Here is a 21,951-nt window from a genome sequence, read left to right as displayed (position 1 = left end):
AAAAAGTTGCTAAACGAGAGATTGAATCAACTCAAAAATAGCAGCCATGTCCTGACAAAGAAAATCTGCCTGCCTTTGATCAATCGGCATTCTTGTTTCTTGATAGGCAATCACCCGTACACCTGCCGCCTTAGCAGCTGCAATACCATACGCAGAATCTTCGATTGCGATGGCACATTGGGCATCTACCCCTAATTTTGTCAAGGTCGCCAAATAAATGGCTGGATTAGGCTTACTTTCTGTGAATGCTTCACCACTGACCACGGTATCAAAATAAGACAAGATACCACAACTCTCTAAAACTTCCTCGATGTGCTCCTTTCGTGAGGAGGAGGCAACGGCTAGTTTGAGACCTTTTTCTTTGGCATAATCCAAAATATCAATCATATCTGTCCGAAACAAGGATAGATAATCGATATCCTGATACCGCTCTTTCGCATATTCTTCTAGCTGTTCACTAATCTCAGCTAACGAAAGGCTGCTGCCAGATAGATCCTTAATCGCTTGCGCCAAATAAGCATAAGAACGACCAATTAACTTCGAAAATTTTTGCTCCTTTTCAACACTCATTTCCTTACTAATACTACGTACAAAATCCTTTTGAAGCTGAAAATCTAGATACTCTGTATCAACGATCACTCCGTCCATGTCAAATATAATTGCTTCTATCATGTCGCCCTCTTTTCTGTAACCGTTTTCTTTTTATTATAACATAAAAAAATGAGAGCAGAAACGCTCTACATCTCATTTTCGTCTACTTCTTCCTTCACTTGTAAGGCTGAAAGCGTATTAGTGAATAATTTATTCCGAGCATCTCGGTCTAAATCAGTATAGTAGGCATAAAAAATGTCAATCACGACTAGAACCGGGAACTGAGGTGAGATGATGTTCCCTTGAGCAAGATTTTTCTTAATGGCAACGAGTACCAATTCATCACAACTATCCCGCAATTCTTGACCATTCTTTGAGGTTAGCAGAACCGTACTCGCACCAACTTCCCGTGCATCTCGAACAGCACTAATAATGCTGGTTGACTCACCTGACACAGATATTCCAATAACTAAGCACTCATCATTTAAGGTGACACGGTTCATCCGAATCATATGGTCATCTGTAACTGCCTTACAGGCCATTCCTAACCGCATGAAACGAAATTCAATTTCCCGTGCGACTAGTCCCGAACTACCTTGTCCATAGATATAGACACGCTTAGCATTGTTTAGCAGGTGCCCTACTCGAACAAACTGCTCTTCATCAATAAGCGAGAAGGTCTTATTCAATAATTCGCCATAGTCAGACAAAACATGTCTAGTAAGATCGCGGTTCACATGGCTAGGTTCAGTTGTTAGATTGACTTCTTGAAAGGCATAGACAAATTGCCGATAACCTGAAAAGCCACATTTTTGAGCGAATCGCGTCAATGAGGGTAAGGAAACATATAACTTTTCAGAAACAACTTTTGCGGACAACTGATCATCTTCCGTAGCTTCTGAGAGAAAATAATCCGCAATTTTCCGTTCGATATGTGTGAAATCACTATAAACTGCTTCAATCATCGGAATCACATTTTTCTCTAATGATACCATGTCCCTTTCTCCTCATTCTATTTCTTATGAACGACTAGCTTGCTGTTGTTTAAAGTGATAATAGGCCCCAAACATACCCGCTGTATTTTGATGTTGGGCAAAGGCTAGCTTGGTTTTTTCTGCAATACTTGGAACAAGATGTGCCTTTAAAGCCGCTTCGATTTTTGGTTTCAAAATCGCTTCTTGACCCATGATACCACCACCTAAAATCACTACTTCTGGATTGGCTACATAGCAGATATTGGCAATCCCTTTTGCCAAATAGTGCACCATACGGTCCACTCCCTGCACGCAGAGCGGATTGCCTTTTTGAATTTCTTGGAAAATCCGCCGTCCATTCCAATCCTTGACATCGTCGCCATGGGCTTCTGCCACATAGCGAACTAAGGCAGTAGTTGACGCCAAATCTTGAAAAGCTCCATCCTGCAGGTGAAGATAACCTACTTCACAGGCCGCATTGCTAGAGCCATGGAAAACATGGGAGTCAATCAAGAGACAGCCCCCAATACCTGTACCGACTGTCAAACAAACCGCAACACTGGCACCTTGCCCACTTCCTGAAACAACCTCTGCAAGTCCTGCGCAATTAACATCATTTTCAATCTCACATGGAATACCAAACTGGGCTTCCAAATCATGTTTAAACTGTGTACCAGCATAGTTTGGAATTTGTGGTCCAGCATAGAAAATCTCTCCCTTATCCGGATCAACCATCCCAGCTGAGGAAATACAAATCCCTGACAGACTGACCGTTTTCAGATAGCCAGATACAATCCCCGCCACCTTTTCTAAAATCGCTGGTCCACCCTTATGAGCCTCTGTCGGCATTTCATGGCTTTCAACCAGCTGGTCGTTTTCATCAATCAAACCGTATTTGATACTGGTTCCACCAATATCAATGGCAACATATGTTTTCATGAGCCACCTCTTCTTCTCACGGGAAACCAATTCCCACAAGCTTTTTCTTATAAGAACCGTTCTTTGGTTTCACGAATTAGGCGAGCAGCCTCTTCAACAACCTCTTTATCATCTTCACATACTGGAGTAAGAGGCGAACGCACGCTACCTAGATTCAAGCCTTCATTGATTCGCAACACTTCTTTGATGACTGCATACATATTGCCACGCGCAACCACTAAGTGACCGATAATATTGTTAATGGCAAATTGCAATTCTTTAGCTGTTTCCAAATCCTTGTCTGCAATCAATTGGTTGAGTTTTAAGAAGAGTTCTGGCATAGCACCATAAGTTCCTCCAATACCGCCAGCAGCACCCATGAGACGACCACCTAGGAATTGTTCATCTGGCCCATTAAAGACGACATGGTCGTCCCCACCAAGACTAGCAAAGATTTGAATATCCTGAACTGGCATAGAAGAATTTTTCACCCCAATAACCCGTTCATTTTTAAGCATTTCTTTGTAGAGACTAGGAGTAAGGGCTACACCTGCCAACTGAGGAATATTGTAAATCACAAAATCCGTATTTGGAGCTGCTGCACTGATGTCATTCCAGTATTGGGCAACAGAGTATTCAGGCAAGCGGAAATAAATTGGTGGAATCGCCGCAATCGCATCTACCCCAAGACTTTCTGCATGGCGCGCCAATTCGATACTATCTTTTGTATTATTGCAAGCAACATGGGCAATAATGGTTAATTTCCCTTTTGCAACGGCCATTACTTCTTCTAGCACAATTTTACGATCTGCCACACTTTGGTAGATACATTCTCCAGAAGAGCCATTGACATATAAGCCTTGTACGCCTTTTGCGATAAAGTATTCTGCTAGGCTACGAACACCTTCTCGGCTAATGTCCCCATTTTCATCATAACAGGCATAAAATGCGGGAATAATTCCATGGTATTTTTCTAAGTTTTTCATTTATTTCTCCACTACAAAGAAAGTGTACATTCTTTCTTCGTCTTTCTATCTACATAAAACGCCAACTCCAGAAGGTCTTTTCTGGTTTCATCAAGCCAGTCTGACCTACCTTGTGAAGGAATTTTTTTATCTAATCGGTATTGGCAACCCTCTTATTGAGGTAAATGGTCATATTTTCTAAAAATCGGCTCAAGAATTCCAAGATGTAAATAGACTAAACTTGAAAATCCTGCCAACAAGAAGAACATACTTCCAAAGACAATGGTCCAGCTTGACCCTATGAGCAAAAAGGCAAACACGGCAACAAAGACCAACATCCCAAAAGTCCAAAGGAAATGCAGACCGGCTACCACAAAGGCTATTTGCAAGACTTCTTGCAGACTCTGTTCAAAACGAGCAGCCAAAGGATAGGCATAAAGCATGACCATACTCATTAGGAAGAAAAGCCCAAATGCCAGCATTTTCATTCCCTGAAATAGCATAGCTGTTTGCCCTCTGAAGAACAAGATATTGAAGAAACAAACGACGGTTACCATCAATTCTATACTTCCTAGAGCAAGGCCTTGTTTCCATTCCGAACGAAAGGTCCTAGCATAAAGCCGTAAAACGGGTACCCTGCGGCTATTTCTTACTTCTTGCACGGTCCGATAGAGGCTGATTTTTGCAATGCCAATCGTCACAATCGGTAAACAAGAAATCAGAAACAAGAGATTGAGTGTGACCAAATCCAAGATTTTTTCACAGACTATCATCAGTCGATTGTCCGTATTGAAAACAGATTCCAACAACTGGTTACTCCTATTTCTCATCTCTCATCTTCCTTTCTTAATCAATAAGCACTTTTACTACACATTTCTTGACTCTGTCACCTGCCTGATCATATAGATTGGGCTGATGAGGTTCATTTGGTAGGAAAATCGCTACATTTTCATTTGTCAGATGAAGCGGAGTCGCGAGGTTACAACGAACAAAGCCAATGTCGCTCTCTTTTTCATAATCCTTGGTAACTTCTTTCACCTGCTGGCCGTAATGCATCAATTCCTGTCCTTCTATTAAAAAGTGAATGTCCGCAAAACGTTCATGGTATTCAAACTGATCATCTGGTTCTTTATTGAGTTGATTATCCTGCACAAAGAAGAAGACCTTGTCTTCATTGATGGCGTATCGCCCTAAAGCAAACCTTGCCATATCATGTGTTAACAGATACTCAATCGCTTGATCCAGATGAGGATGTAGGCCACGGTAACGACCTATATCCTGTAATTGGTCAAAAATCATACGATTTCCTCATTTTCTACAATTCATTTTGAAATAAACTTGGGAGTGTCGGAAAAGTAGCTGTTCTCTCTTCTCGCTGATTAAGCAAGAATTTACCACTGCCCAACCAACCCTTTTAATCCCAATATCAAGATTAAAAGAGATAGAACACAAAGCTCTGCTTTACCACATTTCTCGATTGAAATAGTTCACTGGACTAAGCTGAACACAAAGCTTCGCTTTGCCTATTTCCAACTTGAAACAAGCTCCACAAACTGAGCAGAAGGCAAAACTGCGTTTTGCCGAATTTCCAACTTGAAGCAGGCTCCTGCACCGAAGGGGAAAGCAAAGCCTTGCTTTGCCACATTTCCCGATTGAAATAGTTCCCCGAACTATTTCAACCTTTAACAGCTCCCATGGTGATTCCTTGTGTGAATGATTTTTGGAATACAAGGAAGACGGCTACGATTGGAACGGCTGCCATGGCTGCTCCGGCCATGATGAGTCCGTAGTCAGTTGCCATTTCGGCCTGCATGGTTGCAACCCCTAGTGAAATAGTCAAGTTTTGACGTGATGTCAGCATAACCAACTGCATAAAGTAGTCATTCCAAGAATTGATAAAGGTGAAAATAGCAAGAGCTGCAAAACCTGGTTTGACAATTGGAAAGGCAACATTCCAGAAGGTCCGAACTTCGCCACAACCGTCAATCTTGGCAGATTCCAATAGCTCTGTTGGAATGTTTTCACTAAATTGTTTCATGAGGAACACCCCAAATGGCCAACCGATTAGCGGTAAAATAACCGCAGCAAGTGTGTCATGGATTCCTAAGAAATTGACAATTCGCACAAGTGGTACCAATACAACTTGTTTGGGAAGAGCCATAGCGGCAATGAAAATCGCAAAGAGAATCCGTTGACCATAGAACCGTTTCTTAGCAAGAACATAGCCTGCTAGAGAAGATGTCACACAGACCAAAAGCATGGTTGCTAACGAAATGAAGACACTATTCCACATCCATTGAAGGGCGGGATTTTGCACAACCAACCGCTCAAAGTTTTCCATGGTTGGCATTTTTGGCCACCACTGAGGTGGAATCACAATCGTATCTGGTTGAGATTTAAAGGCCCCTGTCAAAATCCAGTAAAATGGAAAGATGAAGAGTACCGTCAACAAAAGCAAAATGATTGTCGAAATCACTGTAAATGGAGTTAATTTTTTCTTTTTCATGCTTGTCCTCCTAGTATTCCACATCATTTCCAAGAATCTTGAATTGGGCAAAACTGATAAGGGCAATCATGACCGCAAGGAAGACACCCATGGTATTTGCATAGCCATATTCAGAGAGCTTGAAGGCTTTTTCATATAGGTAGTACATCAAGGTACTAGTAGAGTAGTTTGGTCCTCCAGATGTTAAGAGCTGAATAAGCGCGAAACATTGGAAAGAGTTAATCGTTGTAATAATCGCAATATAGAGTGTTGTCGGCAACAAACTTGGCCATTTAATTTTCCAAAATACTTGCAATTCTGTCGCACCGTCTACACGCGCCGCTTCGACAAGAGAATTGTCAATATTTCCCATTGCAGCAATATAAAGAATAATCGGTTGACCGACAGATGTTGTCAAGAGAATCACAATGATAGCGAGCAAGGCCCAATGTTTATCCCCTAACCAGCTAATATTTTGCTCAATAAAGTGACCAGATTTAAGGACAAAGTTCAAAATCCCTGATAGTGGATCGTAGATCCATTTCCAAACAACCGTTACGGCAACGCTCCCTGTAACAACAGGTAGGAAGAAGACAAAACGATAGAAGGAACGAGCAATCGCATTTTGACTGTAGGTCTGAGATGCCACAAACAAAGAGAAAAATACAACAACTGGTACAGAGCCGATTACGATAATCACCGTATTGATCAAGGATTTGATAAATACAGGATCTTGGAACATCCGTTTATAATTCTCTAAACCAACGAATTGAAAAGCCGTCATCGAATAATCAAAGAAACTAGTGATAAATCCCATGATCATCGGAGCTAATACAAATATGGCAAAGAAGACTAAAACCGGTGCTAGAAATGCATAGGAAACAATCGTTTCTCTCATTCTTATTTTATTAACTTTCACACTAAACACCTCTCCTTATGTAAGATATGAGAAGGCATAAAAACCGATATTCATGGTATTTCCGCCTCACTTTGATAAAAATAATCCCCCTTTTTCATTCAAGGAAAATGGACGAGAAAAGGGGGAAGATTATACATTGTCTAGAAGGAGCTAAATGCTATCTAATCACCGCAACTAGCCCATCCCTCAACATTATCTCGATAGGCGTATGCCTTATCTAATTGATTATTTCATTGCTTTTTGAATAGTTTCATTTGCTTTTTCAGTAAATGTCTTCAAAGCAGCATCAGCTTTCTCATCTCCATTTGATACAGCTTGCAACATTGGGAACCAAAGTGTTCTCATTTCAGCGAAGCCATCAATTGTGTTGTAGTATGGTGAGTAGTATTGAGTCCAAGAACTTAGAGTTTCCATGCGTTTGTCATCATACAATTTACCAAATGAAGTACGAACCGGGAATGCTCCTGTACGTTTCACGTCTTTTGGACCCCATTCTTTATCGTCTGCGATAAATTGGATGAATTTCTTAGATGCTTCAATTTTCTTGTCATCTTTGTTGTTGAAGACACAGAATCCGTTAATCAAGTATTCCAAATCAGGTTTACCTTCGTCAGATGGGAATGGTACTTCAACGACTTCTACTTTACTTGCTTCCAAGAGTTTTCCTTGAATACCATTTTGTGATGGTGCCCAAAGGATAGTGTAAGAAGTTTGACCGTTTGCAAAGTTTTGGATATCTGCTCCACCGTCAAATTGTGAACCGTTAGAAAGAAGACCGTCTTTAATCCAGCTAGAAGCCATTTCAAGACCTTTCACGAATTTTGCATCGTCTGTCGTATACTTGCTAACAGCATCATCTGTAACTGCACCACTGTACAAGTTTGCGATAAAGGCACGAGTTCCTTGGTCTCCCCCTTGACCACTAGCAAAGAGTGAACCAGGTGTATAGCCCTTATCTTTCAATGCTTTCAATACTTTTTCAAAGTCAGCAGTTGTCCAACCTTCTTTTACAAGGTCAGCCACACCAGCATCTTCAAGCATTTTCTTGTTCATAGCCATGTAGAATGGAGCAGAACTGATTGGATACATATAGGCTTTATCGCCTGCCTTGCTGGCATTGATGATATTATCATTGGCAACATCTTTCACATACTCATCTGTAAAGAGGTCATTCAATTCAGCCAATTTACCATTTTTACCATATTGGATAATCCGTCCTGGTGCATCAAAGAGTACATCTGGTGCTGTTCCTGCTTCAATAGCTGTTACAATCTTTTCTGGACCAGACTTGAAGTCAATTGTTTCCAATTTTACTTTCACATCTGGATTTGCTTTTTCAAATGCTTCAATGATTGATTTTTCGTATGTTCCAACAGCATCGCTTGCATTTTCTTGCGTAAATACTGGGAAAGCCCACCAAGTAATTTCTGTTTTATCTGAGCCTTCAGACATATCTTTCTTATCAGCACTTCCGCCAGAATTGCCACATGCTGCCAAAGATAGAATAGATGCGCCTGCTAACATCGAACAAACTAATTTATTGAATTTCATTCTTTTTCTCCTTTTTATTGGGTCCTATTAAGGACAAGTGATACGACGACTAAATCTATTATTTCTTTTCCTTATACCGTCAACTCCCCTTTTTCATTTTTTCATCGTAGTTACTGGATGTCTAAACATTGTTAGCTAATCCATAACTTTCCTAACTTATTTTGAGGAATCCACCGCAGCCACAAAGCGTTTGGTGATTTCCTTTGGACGCGTAATCGCTCCACCAACAACAATACCTCTTACCCCGAAGTCATGAATGATTTTTGCTTCTTCTGGGTAATAAATCTTACCTTCTGCAATGACGTCAACTCCTGCATCGCAGAGTTTCTGAATCAATTCAAGATCTGGCCCATCCTCTTGTCGACTATAAGCAGTATAACCTGACAAGGTTGTGCCAACGAAATCCACACCAGCCTCAACAGCAGCCAAACCCTCTTCATAGGTGCTAATATCTGCCATTAATAATTGATCTGGGTATTTTTCCTTGACCTGTCTAATGAATTCTGCCACAGTCAAACCATCGTAACGCTCCCGTTTCGTACAATCAAGTGCAATCACCGCAATTCCAAGAACTGCTAGCTCATCAACTTCTTTCATCGTAGCAGTGATGAATGGTTCTTGTGGCGGATAGTCTCTCTTGATAATACCGATAATCGGTAAATTGGTTACCTGCTGAATCTGCTCAATATCACGTACGCTATTGGCACGAATGCCAACCGCGCCTCCTTCTTCTGCTGCTTTCGCTAGCAGAGGCATGACTCCTCCCTCTTCTGTATAAAGAGGTTCATGCGGAAGAGCTTGGCAGGAAACAATAATCCCGTCTTTTATCTGGGCTATCAGTTCATCTTTTGATAGTGTCGCCATATCTTCCTCCTTTTCTTTTTGTTTTAAAGCGCTTTCTTTTTGTTGGTAAAAACAAGGCTAACCCCACCTCATTTGTCTCAACAGAAACACTCTTATTTAAATTCCGTCATTAATGATTTACTGTCAAAGTGTGTGCCACAAAGCCAGTTAAATACCTTATTATTCGTATAGACGAACATTCCTTCATGGGCATATTCTGGCATGAGGTGGTATTCTTTTTCACATTCTAAACGGTTATACATAGCAAATTGTGTGATAGGGTAGCAGACATCATCATCAAGGCCTGTAACCATCTTAACAGATCCTTTAATACGATGAGCTAGATTTTTCACATCAATATAACCTAGTGTCGCAAACACTTCTTCTTCTGTTTCATGGAATGGATCATGGAATTTGAAATAGCGGAACAACTCATCGTAAGCCTCGCTAGTATTACCAATCTCCAAAACCCGTCTGAAGTCACATAGGAAAGGATAAATCGCAACCGTGTTGGTAATCCGTGGATTAAGAGCTGCTGCAACAAGGGCTAAAGCTCCACCTTGGGAACCACCATAGCTAGATAGACGCGTTTCATCAACGAACTCGAAACCAGCCACCAACTCTACCAAACTATAAATATCCAAATACACATCTTTATAGAAGAGATGTTCTGGGCCATCCACTACACCACGGATAATCTGTCCCTTGACTGTATTTCCTCGAACATCTCGAGGGCCGTCAAGAGAATAGCCAGACTGACCACGTACATCCATTGAAACGATACCATAGCCTGCTGTCGTATAAGACAACATATCCGCCCAGTCAAATCCTCGTCCCATGTAGCCATGGAAATGGAAAATCACAGGAGATTTTTCAGCTCCCTTTGGCACAACCATACGGGCATAAATCTTACCACCATTGGTTCCGTCAAATTGAATTTCATAACACTCGACCGTCGGAAGACCGAATTCTTTTTCAATCAAGCGATAGTCTACAGGAAGTTTTAACTCTGCAATCGCACGATTCCAAAATTCATCAAAATCGGATGGTACTTCATCACGACCACGATAGGTTCGCATTTCTTCTATTATCAGGGGATCTCTCATCTTTTTAATCCCTTTCTATATTTTATGTAAGCCTTTACATTTAGTATACCACTTCTTTAAATATTTTCAACATTTTTATAACAAAAAGAAAGTAGTTCCGAAAATACTTTTAAAAAACCTATTTTTTATCAAACAGCTATTCATATTGAAACTACTTTCTTTTTGATAAAAAATAGAAGAGTGAAAAGAAACTTTTCACTCTTCTACTGTATTTTATTGGGGGAATCCTTGGTGATTATTTTAGACGACCTGGGCGTTCCTTGTAACCATAATAAGCATCTTCAATGATTTCTTGCATATGGTCAACCATTGGTAAACGTGGATTTGCAGGAGAACATTGATCCTCATAGGCAAGGAAGGCCAAATCACGTGCTGCTTCTTTCCATTCTTTTTCATCAATCCCTTGATCTTTGAAGTTCATCTTGATACCAATGCGTTCACCGAGTTCATAAACCGCTTTGGCATAAGAAGCTACCCCTTCTTCTGGTGTAGAAGCTGGAAGGCCAAGCATTTTTGCAATGTCTTGGTATTTCTCATCTGCACGGTAGTAATTGTACTTAGGCCATGTTGCAGTCTTAGCTGGACGAGTACCATTGTAACGAATGACATACGGTAAGAGAATGGCATTGGTGCGTCCATGGATAGTATGGAATTTACCACCAATCTTATGTGCCATTGAGTGAGAAATTCCTAGGAAGGCGTTAGCAAAAGCCATACCTGCAATAGTAGAAGCATTGTGCATCTTCTCACGAGATTCAAAATCAGCATTCTTAACAGAACTTTCAAGACTTTCAAAGACCAAGCGAATGGCTTGCAAGGCTAGACCATCTGTGTAATCGTTCGCCATTTGTGATACATAGGCTTCTGTCGCATGAGTTAAGACGTCCATACCTGTATCAGCTGCAATAAAGCCTGGAACAGTCATGACAAGCGCTGGATCCACAATCGCTACGGTCGGTGTCAATGAATAGTCTGCAATTGGGTACTTACGGTTATTTGCCTTATCAGAGATAACAGCAAATGGTGTTACTTCTGATCCTGTACCAGATGTTGTTGGAATAGCGACAAATTTCGTCTTCTTACCTAATTCTGGGAATTTGAAGGCACGTTTGCGAATATCCATGAATTTTTGAACTAAGTCATGGAAGTCAACTGTTGGTTGCTCATAGAAGAGCCACATAACCTTGGCAGCATCCATTGGAGAACCTCCCCCAAGGGCGATGATGGTATCCGGTTTGAAGCTACGCATCAACTCTGTACCCTTGTAGACAGTTGTAATATCTGGATCAGGTTCTACATCCGCAAAAATTTGGTATACCACCTTATTGCGACGAAGTTCTAGCTGTTCAAGAATTCGTTCTAAGAACCCAAGTTCAACCATGGCATGGTCTGTGACAATCATCACCCGTTCTACATCGCGACATTTTTGAAGATACTGAATCGAATCGCGCTCGAAGTATGTTTTTGAAGGAACTTTAAACCATTGCATATTATTTCTACGTCTTCCTACTTTTTTGATGTTCAAGAGATTAATAGCACTCACATTATCACCGACAGAGTTACGCCCATAAGAGCCACAGCCTAGTGTCAATGATGGTAAGAAGGCATTGTAAACATCTCCGATTCCACCAAAGGTAGATGGAGAATTGCAAATGACACGAATAGCACGTACGGCTTGCCCAAATTCTTTAGCCAATTCTTCGTCTGCTGTGTGAATCGCTGCAGAATGACCGAGTCCGTGGAATTCCACCATTTGGCGCGCTTTATTGATTCCGTCTTCGCGAGATTCCGATTTCAAAACAGCAATAACTGGAGATAATTTTTCACGAGTTAGCGGTTCTTTTTCGCCTACTTCTTTACATTCCGCTGCTAGGATATTCGTTCCTTCTGGTACCGTAAATCCTGCTTGCTCAGCAATCCAAACTGCTGATTTCCCAACAATATTTGGATTGAGTTTGGCTTCTGCACAGTTTTTACCATTGGCTTTTGCCCCAAAGCAGAACTCTTCTAACAAGGCTTTTTCTTTTTTATTCACAAAATAGGTATGATATGATTTGAATTCTGCGACAAATTCATCATAGATTTCTTTATCGATAATCACTGCTTGCTCAGAGGCACAGACCATTCCGTTATCAAATGATTTAGACATGACAATATCATGAGCTGCCTGACGAATATTAGCAGATTTTTCAACATAAGCAGGAACATTACCTGCACCCACACCAAGAGCTGGTTTTCCACATGAGTAGGCTGCACGCACCATGGCATTTCCACCTGTTGCAAGGATTGTCGCAATTCCGTCATGATTCATCAACTCAGATGTTGCTTCCATAGATGGTTTTGTAATCCACTGTATACAGTTTTCAGGAGCACCCGCTGCAATCGCAGCATCACGAACAATTTGAGCCGCATGTGCTGAAGATTCTTGTGCAGATGGGTGAAAAGCAAAGACGATTGGATTACGGGTTTTCAGAGCAATCAATGATTTGAAGATAGCTGTTGAAGTTGGATTCGTTGTTGGAGTAATACCACAAACCACACCAACTGGTTCTGCAATCAAGGTCAATCCATTGACATCATCTTCTTCAATGATACCAACTGTTTTTGTATGACGCATATTATTGACAACATGTTCGCAGGCAAACAGATTTTTTGTCGCCTTGTCTTCAAAAACGCCACGCCCAGTTTCCTCAAAAGCATGAAGAGCTAAGGCACCATGTTGATCAAGCGCTGCTACTGATGCTTTTGCAACAATATAGTCTACCTGCTCTTGATTCAACCGACGAAACTCCTCCAGGGCCACTAAACCTTTTTGCACAAGACTATCAACATGCGCACGAGCTTCTACTAATTTTTCCTCTGGTGATACTGTTTTCTCAGCCATCTATGATTCCTCCAAATTGTTTTCTGTCAACTTTCTTTTGTTAACTTTTTCACAAATATATTCTACACCTTTTCTTTTGTTTTGTAAATAGTTTGTTAAAAAATTCACAAAGAATTCCGGTAAGATTTGTGATTTTTTCACTAATATGCTTGTAAAACAAGGAATTTTCAATTGAATTTGTGAAAATTTTATAAAACTTTTTTTATTTCACAAATGAAAACCAGGAAAATTTTACGACATTTTCCTGGTTTTCATTGATTATTTGCCGATTTTTTCCATGATTTCCTTGAAATTTGTTTCTAATTCTTCCAAGTTCACAATGACTTCTTCTCGTGTTTGATTATTTTTAACGGTAACTTGACCTTGCTCCATCTCACTTTGACCAAGAGCAATAAGGGCTGTCGCCTTCAATTGATCAGCAGATTTAAATTGTGCCTTGAGTTTTCGACCCAAGTAATCACGTTCGACCTTAAATCCTTGATTACGAAGAGCTTGAGTAATTTCCAAAGCCTTACCATTTACTTCTTGTCCCAAGACAGCGATGTACACATCCAATTCCTCTGCCACAGGTAACTCAACTCCCTGCTTTTCAAGAACGAGAAGCAAACGCTCCATTCCCATTCCAAAACCAAAAGCTGGCGTTGCTGGTCCTTCAAAATACTCCACTAGCCCATCGTAGCGTCCACCCGCACAAATGGTTAATTCACTACCAGACACCTCTGTAACAAATTCAAAAATCGTGTGGTTATAATAATCCAAGCCACGAACCATGTTGGTATTGATAACATAGTCAATTCCAAGACTTTCAAGCATTTCCCGAACACTATCAAAATGCGCCTGACTTTCCTCGTCCAAGTAATCCAAAATAGACGGTGCATTCTCAACTGCTAGCTTATCTTCTTTTTCCTTACTATCTAGAACACGGAGAGGATTTTCCTCCAAACGGCGTTGGCTATCTTTCGATAAAGTTGCTTTCAGTGGCGTTAAATAATCAATCAAAGCCTGACGATAAGCGGTACGGCTTGCACTACTTCCCAAGGTATTCAAGTGCAGCGTAATATTTTGAATGCCAATTTCCTTGAAAAACTGGGCTGCCATGGCAATCGTTTCTACATCTGTTGCAGGATTACTTGAACCAAAGCATTCTACCCCAATCTGGTGAAATTCACGTAAACGCCCTGCCTGTGGCCGCTCATAACGAAACATCGAGCCCATATAATACAATTTCACAGGTTTTTGGACTTCTGGCGCAAAAAACTTATTTTCTACGTAAGAACGTACAACTGGCGCTGTTCCCTCAGGTCGAAGCGTGATGTGGCGATCTCCTTTATCATAGAAATCATACATCTCCTTACTCACGATATCTGTGGTATCCCCAACCGAGCGACTAATCACCTCATAATGTTCAAATATTGGCGTGCGAATTTCTTGGTAATTGTATTTGCCAAAAGTCTTTCGTGTAAATTCTTCTACATACTGCCACTTGGCAGATTCTTTTGGTAAGATATCTTGTGTCCCTTTCGGTTTCTGAAATTTCATCTTCTTCTATTCCTTTCTATCAATAATCGGTGCTGATATAGACAATACTTGGTTTTCTTCCTCTATTTTAGCACACTTTTGTGATTATTTCTGTCATTTAAAAATATTTTTCAAAAAATCTGTCAAGTAACTTTACTTTACAAAAAAAATATGATATTCTATTACAGTTGGCAAAAGCCAAATGAATAGGATAGCCTTTCTATTTTCATTTAGTACTAGGCAATGCATCGCAGGCATAACTGGAGTTAAGCAAGATGCATTAACAATGTAATAAGTGAAAATAGACGGACTATGAAACTAAAACGAGCCTCGCTCGTCCATTACAACGGAGGAAAAAAGAAATGGCAGTACCTGCACGTCGCACATCAAAAGCGAAGAAAAACAAACGTCGTACACACTACAAATTGACAGCTCCATCTGTAAAATTTGACGAAACTACTGGAGATTACTCACGTTCTCACCGTGTATCTTTGAAAGGATACTACAAAGGACGTAAGATTGCTAAAGCTGCTGCAGCTGAATAATAGAAGGGAGATACCATGCGCGTAAATATTACACTTGAACACAAAGAATCTGGTGAACGCTTGTACCTTACTTCTAAAAACAAACGTAACACTCCAGACCGTCTTCAATTGAAAAAATACTCACCAAAATTGCGTAAACACGTGATTTTCACTGAGGTAAAATAGGGATTCACTACACGTCAATAGACAGTAGAAACCTTGATTTAAAGCGATTCTTGAAATTCTGAATTTCACTATATTGCAATAAAAATCAATCGAATCTCTACATTTTTCTCTACATTTTTAGATAAAAATATTGAAACGGATAACGATTAAACCACTCATGCGAGTGGTTTTTATATACTATTCGTTCTTTACTTGCATTATTTTCTAAAAATGCTACAATGGTATTAGAAAAGGAGTTGGACGGCTATCCAACTCCAATGTAGAGCCGTTAAAAAGACGGCGGCTCATAGAATAGATTTAATCCGTCCTACTTGCTCAAAGTCATAGACGGATTATTTTTTTACATCATTTTTGAAGATTTTATAGCACAAACCAATCAGAGCAATGGTAAAACTACCAAAACCTAGAATCGTTTGTACAACTTCAAAAGCTGTCAAAATTCAGCTCCTCCTTTCATCAAGATACAAAGGTCGTTAAAAAATCCGCAAGAAAATAGGAAATCTCCTAGAAATGATAAACATTTCATAGGAGATTTCTCTTTTTCGCTAGGATTTTAGACCGTGTTCAATTCCGTTAGATTTCGATGATTTGCCCAGTAGAAATAGTCTCTCCCCAGACTATTTCTACACCTCCCTTCAGAAATAGGAGCCACCGTCTTCACTTTTCTACTAAATCAAGTATATCATTTTCTTTCTTAAAAGTCGCTGAAATAGCGGAGTCTTTCCAACGATTTTTAAGAAACCAAAAACCGAGATTTTCAAATTATCGGTTTCAGATTACTCTTAAGAATGTTTTTTATTTATGTAAAACGAAGTCTCTCTATTGGTTATTTCCTCATTAAATAGCCATTATTTGACTCCAAACGCTTTAAGGCTTTTCTATTCTCTTCACTTCTCATTGCCTTGGCTCTCTAAGTGGATTGTTTATTTCCTACTTGAAGCGATTATATGAAAATATTTATATGACTTTAGTAAATATAAGATGAATTGCTAATGCTATGCCGTTATATCACGCGACATAATAACAAGTATATGTTATAATAGAAGTGCGATAAAGTTGAGCAACCTAAAAGCATTATAAAAACCACTAGGGCTTCCAAAACTTCCTAGTGGTTTTTTTGTATCTATGCGATTGAGATACTCAGGCTATTTTCTATCAAGGTACTTACGGATTAGCCATTCCGCAATAAGCCCTGAAGCTACACTGACAAGCAGAAGTACCAAGACAAGGTTGAGCAACCATTCGAACATATGGTATGATATACATTGTTAGCTTGTTCAATATTATAAATCTTATCTGCAATTTGCTGTGGTGTTTGTTTTGTAAATTCTGATGGAAAATTCTCTAGCAGACAGACTTCAATGAGATTTCCCAAGAAGTGTTATCAGCTATCGCTGATAAAAGAAACAAAATTCCTCACAAGATAGATAATGACCTATAAATTGTCATCACCTTTCCAATCGTGCTATAATACTAAAAAGTACCATCAGGAGACAAACATGGACATTCGGAACTACCAAGATTGGGTCAGTCGTTTTTACAAAGAGCGTGGTTGGTATGCCTACAATCCTTTTATTCGGACTAATTTTCTCTGTGAAGAGGTAGGAGAGCTAGCACAGGCGATTCGGAAAATAGAGATTGGACGAGATCGCCCCGATGAACCCATTAGCAACCAGAAAGAAAATCTCCTCCACATTCGTGAGGAGCTAGGTGATGTATTAGATAATTTGTTTATTATCGCAGATATCTACCAGATTTCGCTTGAAGAAATCATGACGAGCCATAAGGAAAAGTTAGAAGAAAGGTTTAAAGGACAATGAATATAACTGTTTACTGCGGAGCAAGTTTAGGAGAAAATCCAAGCTATCAAGAAGGAACAATTGCCCTTGGCAAATGGATTGCAGAAAATGGCCATACATTGGTCTACGGCGGTGGCAATACTGGACTCATGGGTTTGATTGCAGATACGGTCCTCGCACATGGTGGGCAAGTCATTGGTATCATTCCAGAATTTCTTAAAGATCGTGAACTCGCCCATCCTCATCTCTCAGAACTACGTACAGTTGAAACCATGTCTGAACGTAAATTGGCCTTGATACAAGAGGCAGATGCTTTTATCGCACTGCCTGGTGGTCCTGGTACTTTAGAAGAAATCAGCGAAGTCATCTCATGGGCAAGAATCGGAAAAAACGACAAACCCTGCATCCTCTTTACTATTGCAGGCTACTATCAGGCCTTGGAACAATTCTTTGATACCATGGTTAGCACAGGATTTTTGACATTAGAAGATCGAGAAAAAACACTCTTCTCAGATGATTTAGAACAAATCGAACACTTTATTGCAAGCTATCAACCACCTGCAGCGCGTGAGTATCGGAGAAAGGTATCTAAAAAAGAAAGTATAGCAAAATAAGAAGGCCACTTTACTGTTGTAAAACGAAATTTCTCCCATTCCTCATGTCATCTTTCCACGTTCATACGCCAAATGAACACCGCCGTAAAAGCCACAGGCTCATGTGAATCTGTGGCTTTTATCATGTCGGACTGTAAACAAAAATACCTGTTTATTTTCAATTTATACTCTATTGATATAATCCATCGTCTAGACTGCTCATCCATTAATTTATTTTTTTAAAATTCTCCATCAACTGCACCATGCTCTTCTTGACCATTTCTAACTCCAGCACTTGATTATGGGTCAGGCTATAGAACAAGGTCGTAAAAACAATACTAGCAAACAGCTGTGCTTCTAAGTCTTCTTGATTAAAATTTTCTTGGTAGTGGCTTATCATCACATTTAGTAAATCTTCCCTCAGATGAACTTCCTCATGAGAAATAGTAAGCATGGCCAGAAAGAGCTCTTTTTGTTCAAAAAAAGACTGAAATTCTTGATTCATCTCTTGAATCGTCAGAGCAACCGACCCTGTTGGACGATACCGAATCTCTAATAGTCTCTTAATTTGTACGACCAATTCTTGGTTAATATGGTTTGCCAAATCAAATTTATCCGCATAGTGACGGTAGAAGGTGCTTCGATTGATGACTGCTGTGTCTAAAATATTCTGAATAGTAATGGCTGAAAATGTTTTTTCTTGTAGAAGAGCTATAAAACTGTCTTTGATATTCTTCTCTGTTTTCAGCACGCGTAAATCTTGTTGCTTCATACATTTTATTATCTCAAAAAGAGCACCGTTAATCAAATATGCAACAAAATTGGATTATTTATCGCTTAAGCAATGAAATGACGCTATTTGATGGTTGTTTCGCGAGCCAGTCTCGTTTATACTAACAAAGTCTTAAAAAGGAGGACATGATGATAAACTATTTTATTCGTAGATGGTACGATGTAGCCTTTATGGCTGGAATCGTGACTATTTTGTTTTTATTTTTCCGTTGGAATACTCTAGATATCATGGTGTGTATCCAATTGTTGAGTTTTATGGCCCTGTGTTTCCATCAATTTGAAGAATACCATTTCCCTGGAGGAGAACCAGCCATCATTAATCGAGTGTTTCAGCACCAAAATACCATAAAAGGTTTGGAAGACCGGTATCCTCTCAATCAATTTTCAGCTATGCTGGTAAATTCACTTTATACCTTCATTTTATACCTTTTACCAGCCTTTATGCCAAATCTTATCTGGTTTGGGATGATGCCCATCATGCTTGGGCTAGGACAATGCATTCTTCACGGAATTGTTGCTAATAAATTATTGAAAACACTCTACAATCCTGGTCTAGCTGCGTGTCTCTTGCTCCATTTGCCAATTGGAATCTACTATATTTACTACGTTACTTCCCATCAATTAGCATCTGGTTGGGATTGGCTATTCGGTCTCATTTATACGATTGGGGCATTTCTCATTCTCCTAAATTGGATGACTTACAAAGTACTTCCTAATAAAAACAGCAAGTACCCATTTGAACCAAAGGAAATGAAGCGTTTTGATATGGAGAATAGAGTTCAACAATTATTTGGAGAATAGATTTCCGATTTCAACCTAATCACCTCTTGATAACAATTTGACCTTGATAATCACAACTTATCGAACATCCGCAGCATATGACTATCTAACAAGACTTAGATAAAAGAGCAAGAATCATTAGTACCTTGAAGGTACCAAGACTCTTACTCTTTTTATTATTTTATACACAATTTCAAACATTCTTCCAAGTCCACATCACGCTCTAAGTGTTCCGGAGTCCAGGGAATGAACACATCTGGTTCTACCCCCTTATCTGTCATGCCTTTTCCTAAATCAAGATCAAGATTACGTGAGGTTGGAAACATGAATTGGTAGTCATCAAAATCTACGAAGCAGCAATTAGAGTAGTCCAAAATACCCATGGTCGGTCTGCCAAGTACCGTCACCTTAGGCAAGTCTTTCATTATCTGAACAAAATTATCTCCAGAGGAACCACACTCTACATCTGATAATACAAAAATTTTCTCTGGCTTAGCAGTACCTACAATCCCAGCAAAATACTCTCTATCGGAGTCGTCCTCCTTATGAACAACATAACCCTTGCCACGATTAGTCTGTAATTCGTCAATAAACTCCAGCAAGAACTGGCGACTTTCTTCCGATAAATGCTCATCTTTCAAATCTTCTTGAAATAGAGCTAAACGCAAATCAACATTTCTCTCTGTGTAGAGAACTTCCATACCTGATCCCGACAAATCCATTTCTGCAAGACTTGTCCCTTCTGGTAAAGCGTATTTGATTAAGGGGAAGTAGAGAGAATCTGAGCCTCCATGATTGACACGAACATCAATGATGAGGTAGGTAGCTTGTTCTAGTAAGGGAGCTGCTTCTTGGTAAAGGGCTCCTATTTTTTCCTCATTCCAAAAATTCTCCATTTTAAGGTAGACAAGATCAGGCTGTAACTGCTTCACTTCAAAACTGTCTTCCGTCGCCTGATCCACTTTTTGAAGTCGAATCTCCTCTTTCCGATTTGCCCTTATTACTGTGAGTCTGTCAGCCTTGTGGATAAAATATTTCCATTCTTGTGCTTGGCGTTCCTCAGTAGGACTCGTAAAATAGGATCGATGTTCTTGGTACAGGGTTGGAATATCGCAACCGTCAAGTGCAATAATCTTATCTCCTTTTTGAAGATTGGTCGCGGGATCTGCTTCCACTACATAGAGCATGTCTCCTTGGCGCTTAAGACGAACTGCGAGCGCTTTGCGATTCTTCTTGAAGAAGGACACATGAGAAAGAATGCCAAAACTAGCGAGGTAACAATGCATGTGATACAGAAACTCCTCTTCTGATATGTCGTCTGATATCTTCTGACGATATATGTCTGGATCCGCCCCAATGATATCCTTTTTAGTCGCTGAATCAGTCCGCATCATCTCGACCACTTGGTCAAAAATTTCTCTTTTTTTCATATCATCCCTCCTATTATTACTTGTTTTTTATTATACCTAAAATAGAGTGATTTGCAAGCTGTATTTTCTTTATAAAAGCCCTTACATTTTTCCCAATTTTTTGGTATAGTATAAATTGTGATAAATATATCAAATAAAAAAGAAGTAGGTATTTACTGTGGCAGGACAAGATCAAGCATTGATGTATACAATTGATAAAAGTATCAAGAAAAAAGCTGACTTGATTGAAAGCAACTATTGGGCATATGCCCTTCGCTCTATTTTTGCGAGTGTCTATCTGGCACTTGGGATTGCCATTGCGCTTTACACAGCTGACAAGCTAGAACATGTGGCAGCAGGCATCGGGAAATTTAGCTACGGTCTCATGTTTGGCTGGGGCCTCCTCATGATTCTTTATATGAATGCAGAGCTCGGCACATCGAATATGATGTATATGACAGTAGCTATTTATCGCAAGGTTATTCCAACCAAAACAGCCCTAAAGATTCTAGCAACCTGTATCTTCTTTAACTTTGTTGGTGCGGTCATCGTCTGCTTCTTACTAGCGCAGACTGCTCCATATTCCATTGGGCATGTGGCTATGGATAGCTATCTAGTGCAAGGTACCATTGCCAAGCTTGCCAAAACACCGCTCACTCAATTTGTCGAGGGAATTTTCGCCAATATGGTGGTCAATATCGCCGTCTTTGTCTTTCTAAAGATGAAGGATGATGCTGGAAAAGCGATTGCCGTCATTTTCATTATCTTTATCTTTGCCTTCCTCGGCTTTGAGCACGTTATCGCCAACTTCTCAACCTTCTCTCTCGCCTTCTTCTCAACAGGTGGAACGGTGGAAGGTATGAATCTTCTCTCTGTTCTTTCTAATTTTCTCTTCTCAGGTCTTGGAAACTATGTCGGTGGTGGACTAGTCATTGGACTGCTTTATAGCTGGCTTAACAACCAATCGACCGCTTATGTGGACTAAACTAATGAGGCTGGGACAAAAGTGTCCAGCTTTGCTTCTTTTATAGCTTTAACAATTTGACGCAGTAGTTGTCTGGTTTGTAAAACACTGATAAATCAACATTCTACAAACCTAGCCAACCTTGCGGGG

The 21,951-nt window shown here is 39.9% G+C and carries 22 protein-coding genes; 6 read left to right on the top strand and 16 right to left on the bottom strand.

The genetic code is table 11. The annotated features are described in order from the left end of the window. Nucleotides 1-9: 9 nt before the first annotated feature. The 13 genes from J5M87_RS01195 to hisS form a co-directional block, all read right to left on the bottom strand. On the bottom strand, nucleotides 10-672 hold the full coding sequence (locus J5M87_RS01195) for an HAD family hydrolase (RefSeq protein WP_154607766.1): 663 nt from the start codon (nucleotides 670-672) through the stop codon (nucleotides 10-12). A gap of 65 nt (nucleotides 673-737) precedes the next feature. Then, nucleotides 738-1,586, bottom strand: coding sequence for a MurR/RpiR family transcriptional regulator (locus J5M87_RS01190; RefSeq protein WP_154607767.1), 849 nt, complete (start codon nucleotides 1,584-1,586; stop codon nucleotides 738-740). A gap of 24 nt (nucleotides 1,587-1,610) precedes the next feature. Further along, nucleotides 1,611-2,504: an ROK family protein gene (locus tag J5M87_RS01185; RefSeq protein WP_154607768.1), complete on the bottom strand. Its 894-nt coding sequence runs from the start codon at nucleotides 2,502-2,504 to the stop codon at nucleotides 1,611-1,613. A 47-nt stretch (nucleotides 2,505-2,551) separates the two neighbouring features. Next, the gene (locus tag J5M87_RS01180) at nucleotides 2,552-3,469 is read right to left on the bottom strand and encodes a dihydrodipicolinate synthase family protein (RefSeq protein WP_154607769.1); all 918 of its coding nucleotides are present in this window, start codon (nucleotides 3,467-3,469) and stop codon (nucleotides 2,552-2,554) included. A gap of 152 nt (nucleotides 3,470-3,621) precedes the next feature. Next, on the bottom strand, nucleotides 3,622-4,278 hold the full coding sequence (locus J5M87_RS01175) for a YesL family protein (protein WP_154607770.1): 657 nt from the start codon (nucleotides 4,276-4,278) through the stop codon (nucleotides 3,622-3,624). A gap of 16 nt (nucleotides 4,279-4,294) precedes the next feature. Further along, nucleotides 4,295-4,747, bottom strand: a complete 453-nt coding sequence (locus tag J5M87_RS01170) for a YhcH/YjgK/YiaL family protein (RefSeq protein ID WP_154607771.1) — start codon at nucleotides 4,745-4,747, stop codon at nucleotides 4,295-4,297. Between the two features lie 376 nt (nucleotides 4,748-5,123). Further along, nucleotides 5,124-5,954, bottom strand: coding sequence for a carbohydrate ABC transporter permease (locus tag J5M87_RS01165; protein WP_119875943.1), 831 nt, complete (start codon nucleotides 5,952-5,954; stop codon nucleotides 5,124-5,126). A gap of 10 nt (nucleotides 5,955-5,964) precedes the next feature. Then, complete coding sequence (locus J5M87_RS01160; RefSeq protein WP_067088019.1) at nucleotides 5,965-6,852, bottom strand: carbohydrate ABC transporter permease; 888 nt, start codon at nucleotides 6,850-6,852, stop codon at nucleotides 5,965-5,967. A gap of 225 nt (nucleotides 6,853-7,077) precedes the next feature. Continuing rightward, nucleotides 7,078-8,403 carry an ABC transporter substrate-binding protein gene (locus tag J5M87_RS01155; protein ID WP_154607772.1) on the bottom strand — a complete coding sequence of 442 codons (1,326 nt, stop codon included), beginning with the start codon at nucleotides 8,401-8,403 and terminating at the stop codon, nucleotides 7,078-7,080. 156 nt (nucleotides 8,404-8,559) lie between these two features. Continuing rightward, on the bottom strand, nucleotides 8,560-9,267 hold the full coding sequence (locus tag J5M87_RS01150) for an N-acetylmannosamine-6-phosphate 2-epimerase (protein ID WP_154607773.1): 708 nt from the start codon (nucleotides 9,265-9,267) through the stop codon (nucleotides 8,560-8,562). Between the two features lie 92 nt (nucleotides 9,268-9,359). After that, on the bottom strand, nucleotides 9,360-10,352 hold the full coding sequence (locus J5M87_RS01145; RefSeq protein ID WP_154607774.1) for an acetylxylan esterase: 993 nt from the start codon (nucleotides 10,350-10,352) through the stop codon (nucleotides 9,360-9,362). Nucleotides 10,353-10,587: 235 nt separating this feature from the next. Then, nucleotides 10,588-13,236 (bottom strand): bifunctional acetaldehyde-CoA/alcohol dehydrogenase, encoded by a 2,649-nt coding sequence (adhE, locus tag J5M87_RS01140; RefSeq protein WP_154607775.1) that lies wholly within the window; start codon nucleotides 13,234-13,236, stop codon nucleotides 10,588-10,590. A 258-nt stretch (nucleotides 13,237-13,494) separates the two neighbouring features. Then, on the bottom strand, nucleotides 13,495-14,775 hold the full coding sequence (gene hisS, locus J5M87_RS01135) for a histidine--tRNA ligase (RefSeq protein ID WP_154607776.1): 1,281 nt from the start codon (nucleotides 14,773-14,775) through the stop codon (nucleotides 13,495-13,497). A 341-nt stretch (nucleotides 14,776-15,116) separates the two neighbouring features. Between hisS and rpmF the strand changes: the two genes are divergently transcribed. Both rpmF and rpmG read left to right on the top strand, forming a co-directional pair. Continuing rightward, nucleotides 15,117-15,299, top strand: a complete 183-nt coding sequence (gene rpmF, locus J5M87_RS01130) for a 50S ribosomal protein L32 (protein ID WP_067088000.1) — start codon at nucleotides 15,117-15,119, stop codon at nucleotides 15,297-15,299. A 15-nt stretch (nucleotides 15,300-15,314) separates the two neighbouring features. Continuing rightward, nucleotides 15,315-15,464: a 50S ribosomal protein L33 gene (gene rpmG / locus J5M87_RS01125; RefSeq protein ID WP_002262412.1), complete on the top strand. Its 150-nt coding sequence runs from the start codon at nucleotides 15,315-15,317 to the stop codon at nucleotides 15,462-15,464. 332 nt (nucleotides 15,465-15,796) lie between these two features. Here rpmG and J5M87_RS01120 read toward each other — a convergent pair whose 3' ends face one another. Then, nucleotides 15,797-15,904, bottom strand: a complete 108-nt coding sequence (locus J5M87_RS01120) for a putative holin-like toxin (protein WP_240622974.1) — start codon at nucleotides 15,902-15,904, stop codon at nucleotides 15,797-15,799. Between the two features lie 1,059 nt (nucleotides 15,905-16,963). Between J5M87_RS01120 and J5M87_RS01115 the strand changes: the two genes are divergently transcribed. Then, the gene (locus tag J5M87_RS01115; protein WP_154607777.1) at nucleotides 16,964-17,284 is read left to right on the top strand and encodes a MazG nucleotide pyrophosphohydrolase domain-containing protein; all 321 of its coding nucleotides are present in this window, start codon (nucleotides 16,964-16,966) and stop codon (nucleotides 17,282-17,284) included. After that, nucleotides 17,281-17,877 carry an LOG family protein gene (locus tag J5M87_RS01110; RefSeq protein ID WP_154607778.1) on the top strand — a complete coding sequence of 199 codons (597 nt, stop codon included), beginning with the start codon at nucleotides 17,281-17,283 and terminating at the stop codon, nucleotides 17,875-17,877. Before J5M87_RS01115 ends, J5M87_RS01110 begins: the two co-directional genes overlap by 4 nt. A 205-nt stretch (nucleotides 17,878-18,082) precedes the next feature. On the opposite strand, the gene J5M87_RS01105 is transcribed toward J5M87_RS01110, so the two are convergent. Then, nucleotides 18,083-18,628 (bottom strand): TetR/AcrR family transcriptional regulator, encoded by a 546-nt coding sequence (locus J5M87_RS01105; protein ID WP_154607779.1) that lies wholly within the window; start codon nucleotides 18,626-18,628, stop codon nucleotides 18,083-18,085. Nucleotides 18,629-18,774: 146 nt separating this feature from the next. On the opposite strand from J5M87_RS01105, the gene J5M87_RS01100 reads away from it, so the two are divergent. Beyond that, entirely contained in the window at nucleotides 18,775-19,449 is a 675-nt protein-coding gene (locus J5M87_RS01100) for an HXXEE domain-containing protein (protein WP_208769376.1), read from the top strand. A gap of 155 nt (nucleotides 19,450-19,604) precedes the next feature. Here J5M87_RS01100 and J5M87_RS01095 read toward each other — a convergent pair whose 3' ends face one another. Beyond that, nucleotides 19,605-20,858 carry a S41 family peptidase gene (locus J5M87_RS01095; RefSeq protein WP_154607781.1) on the bottom strand — a complete coding sequence of 418 codons (1,254 nt, stop codon included), beginning with the start codon at nucleotides 20,856-20,858 and terminating at the stop codon, nucleotides 19,605-19,607. Between the two features lie 181 nt (nucleotides 20,859-21,039). Between J5M87_RS01095 and J5M87_RS01090 the strand changes: the two genes are divergently transcribed. Then, nucleotides 21,040-21,822, top strand: a complete 783-nt coding sequence (locus J5M87_RS01090) for a formate/nitrite transporter family protein (RefSeq protein ID WP_154607882.1) — start codon at nucleotides 21,040-21,042, stop codon at nucleotides 21,820-21,822. Nucleotides 21,823-21,951 lie beyond the last annotated feature (129 nt).

Origin of the sequence: Streptococcus sp. zg-86, assembly GCF_017639855.1 — a bacterium.
Taxonomy (GTDB): domain Bacteria; phylum Bacillota; class Bacilli; order Lactobacillales; family Streptococcaceae; genus Streptococcus; species Streptococcus zhangguiae.
Note: the sequence above shows the minus strand (reverse complement) of the source record. Positions and strands in the feature narration are given on the sequence as shown.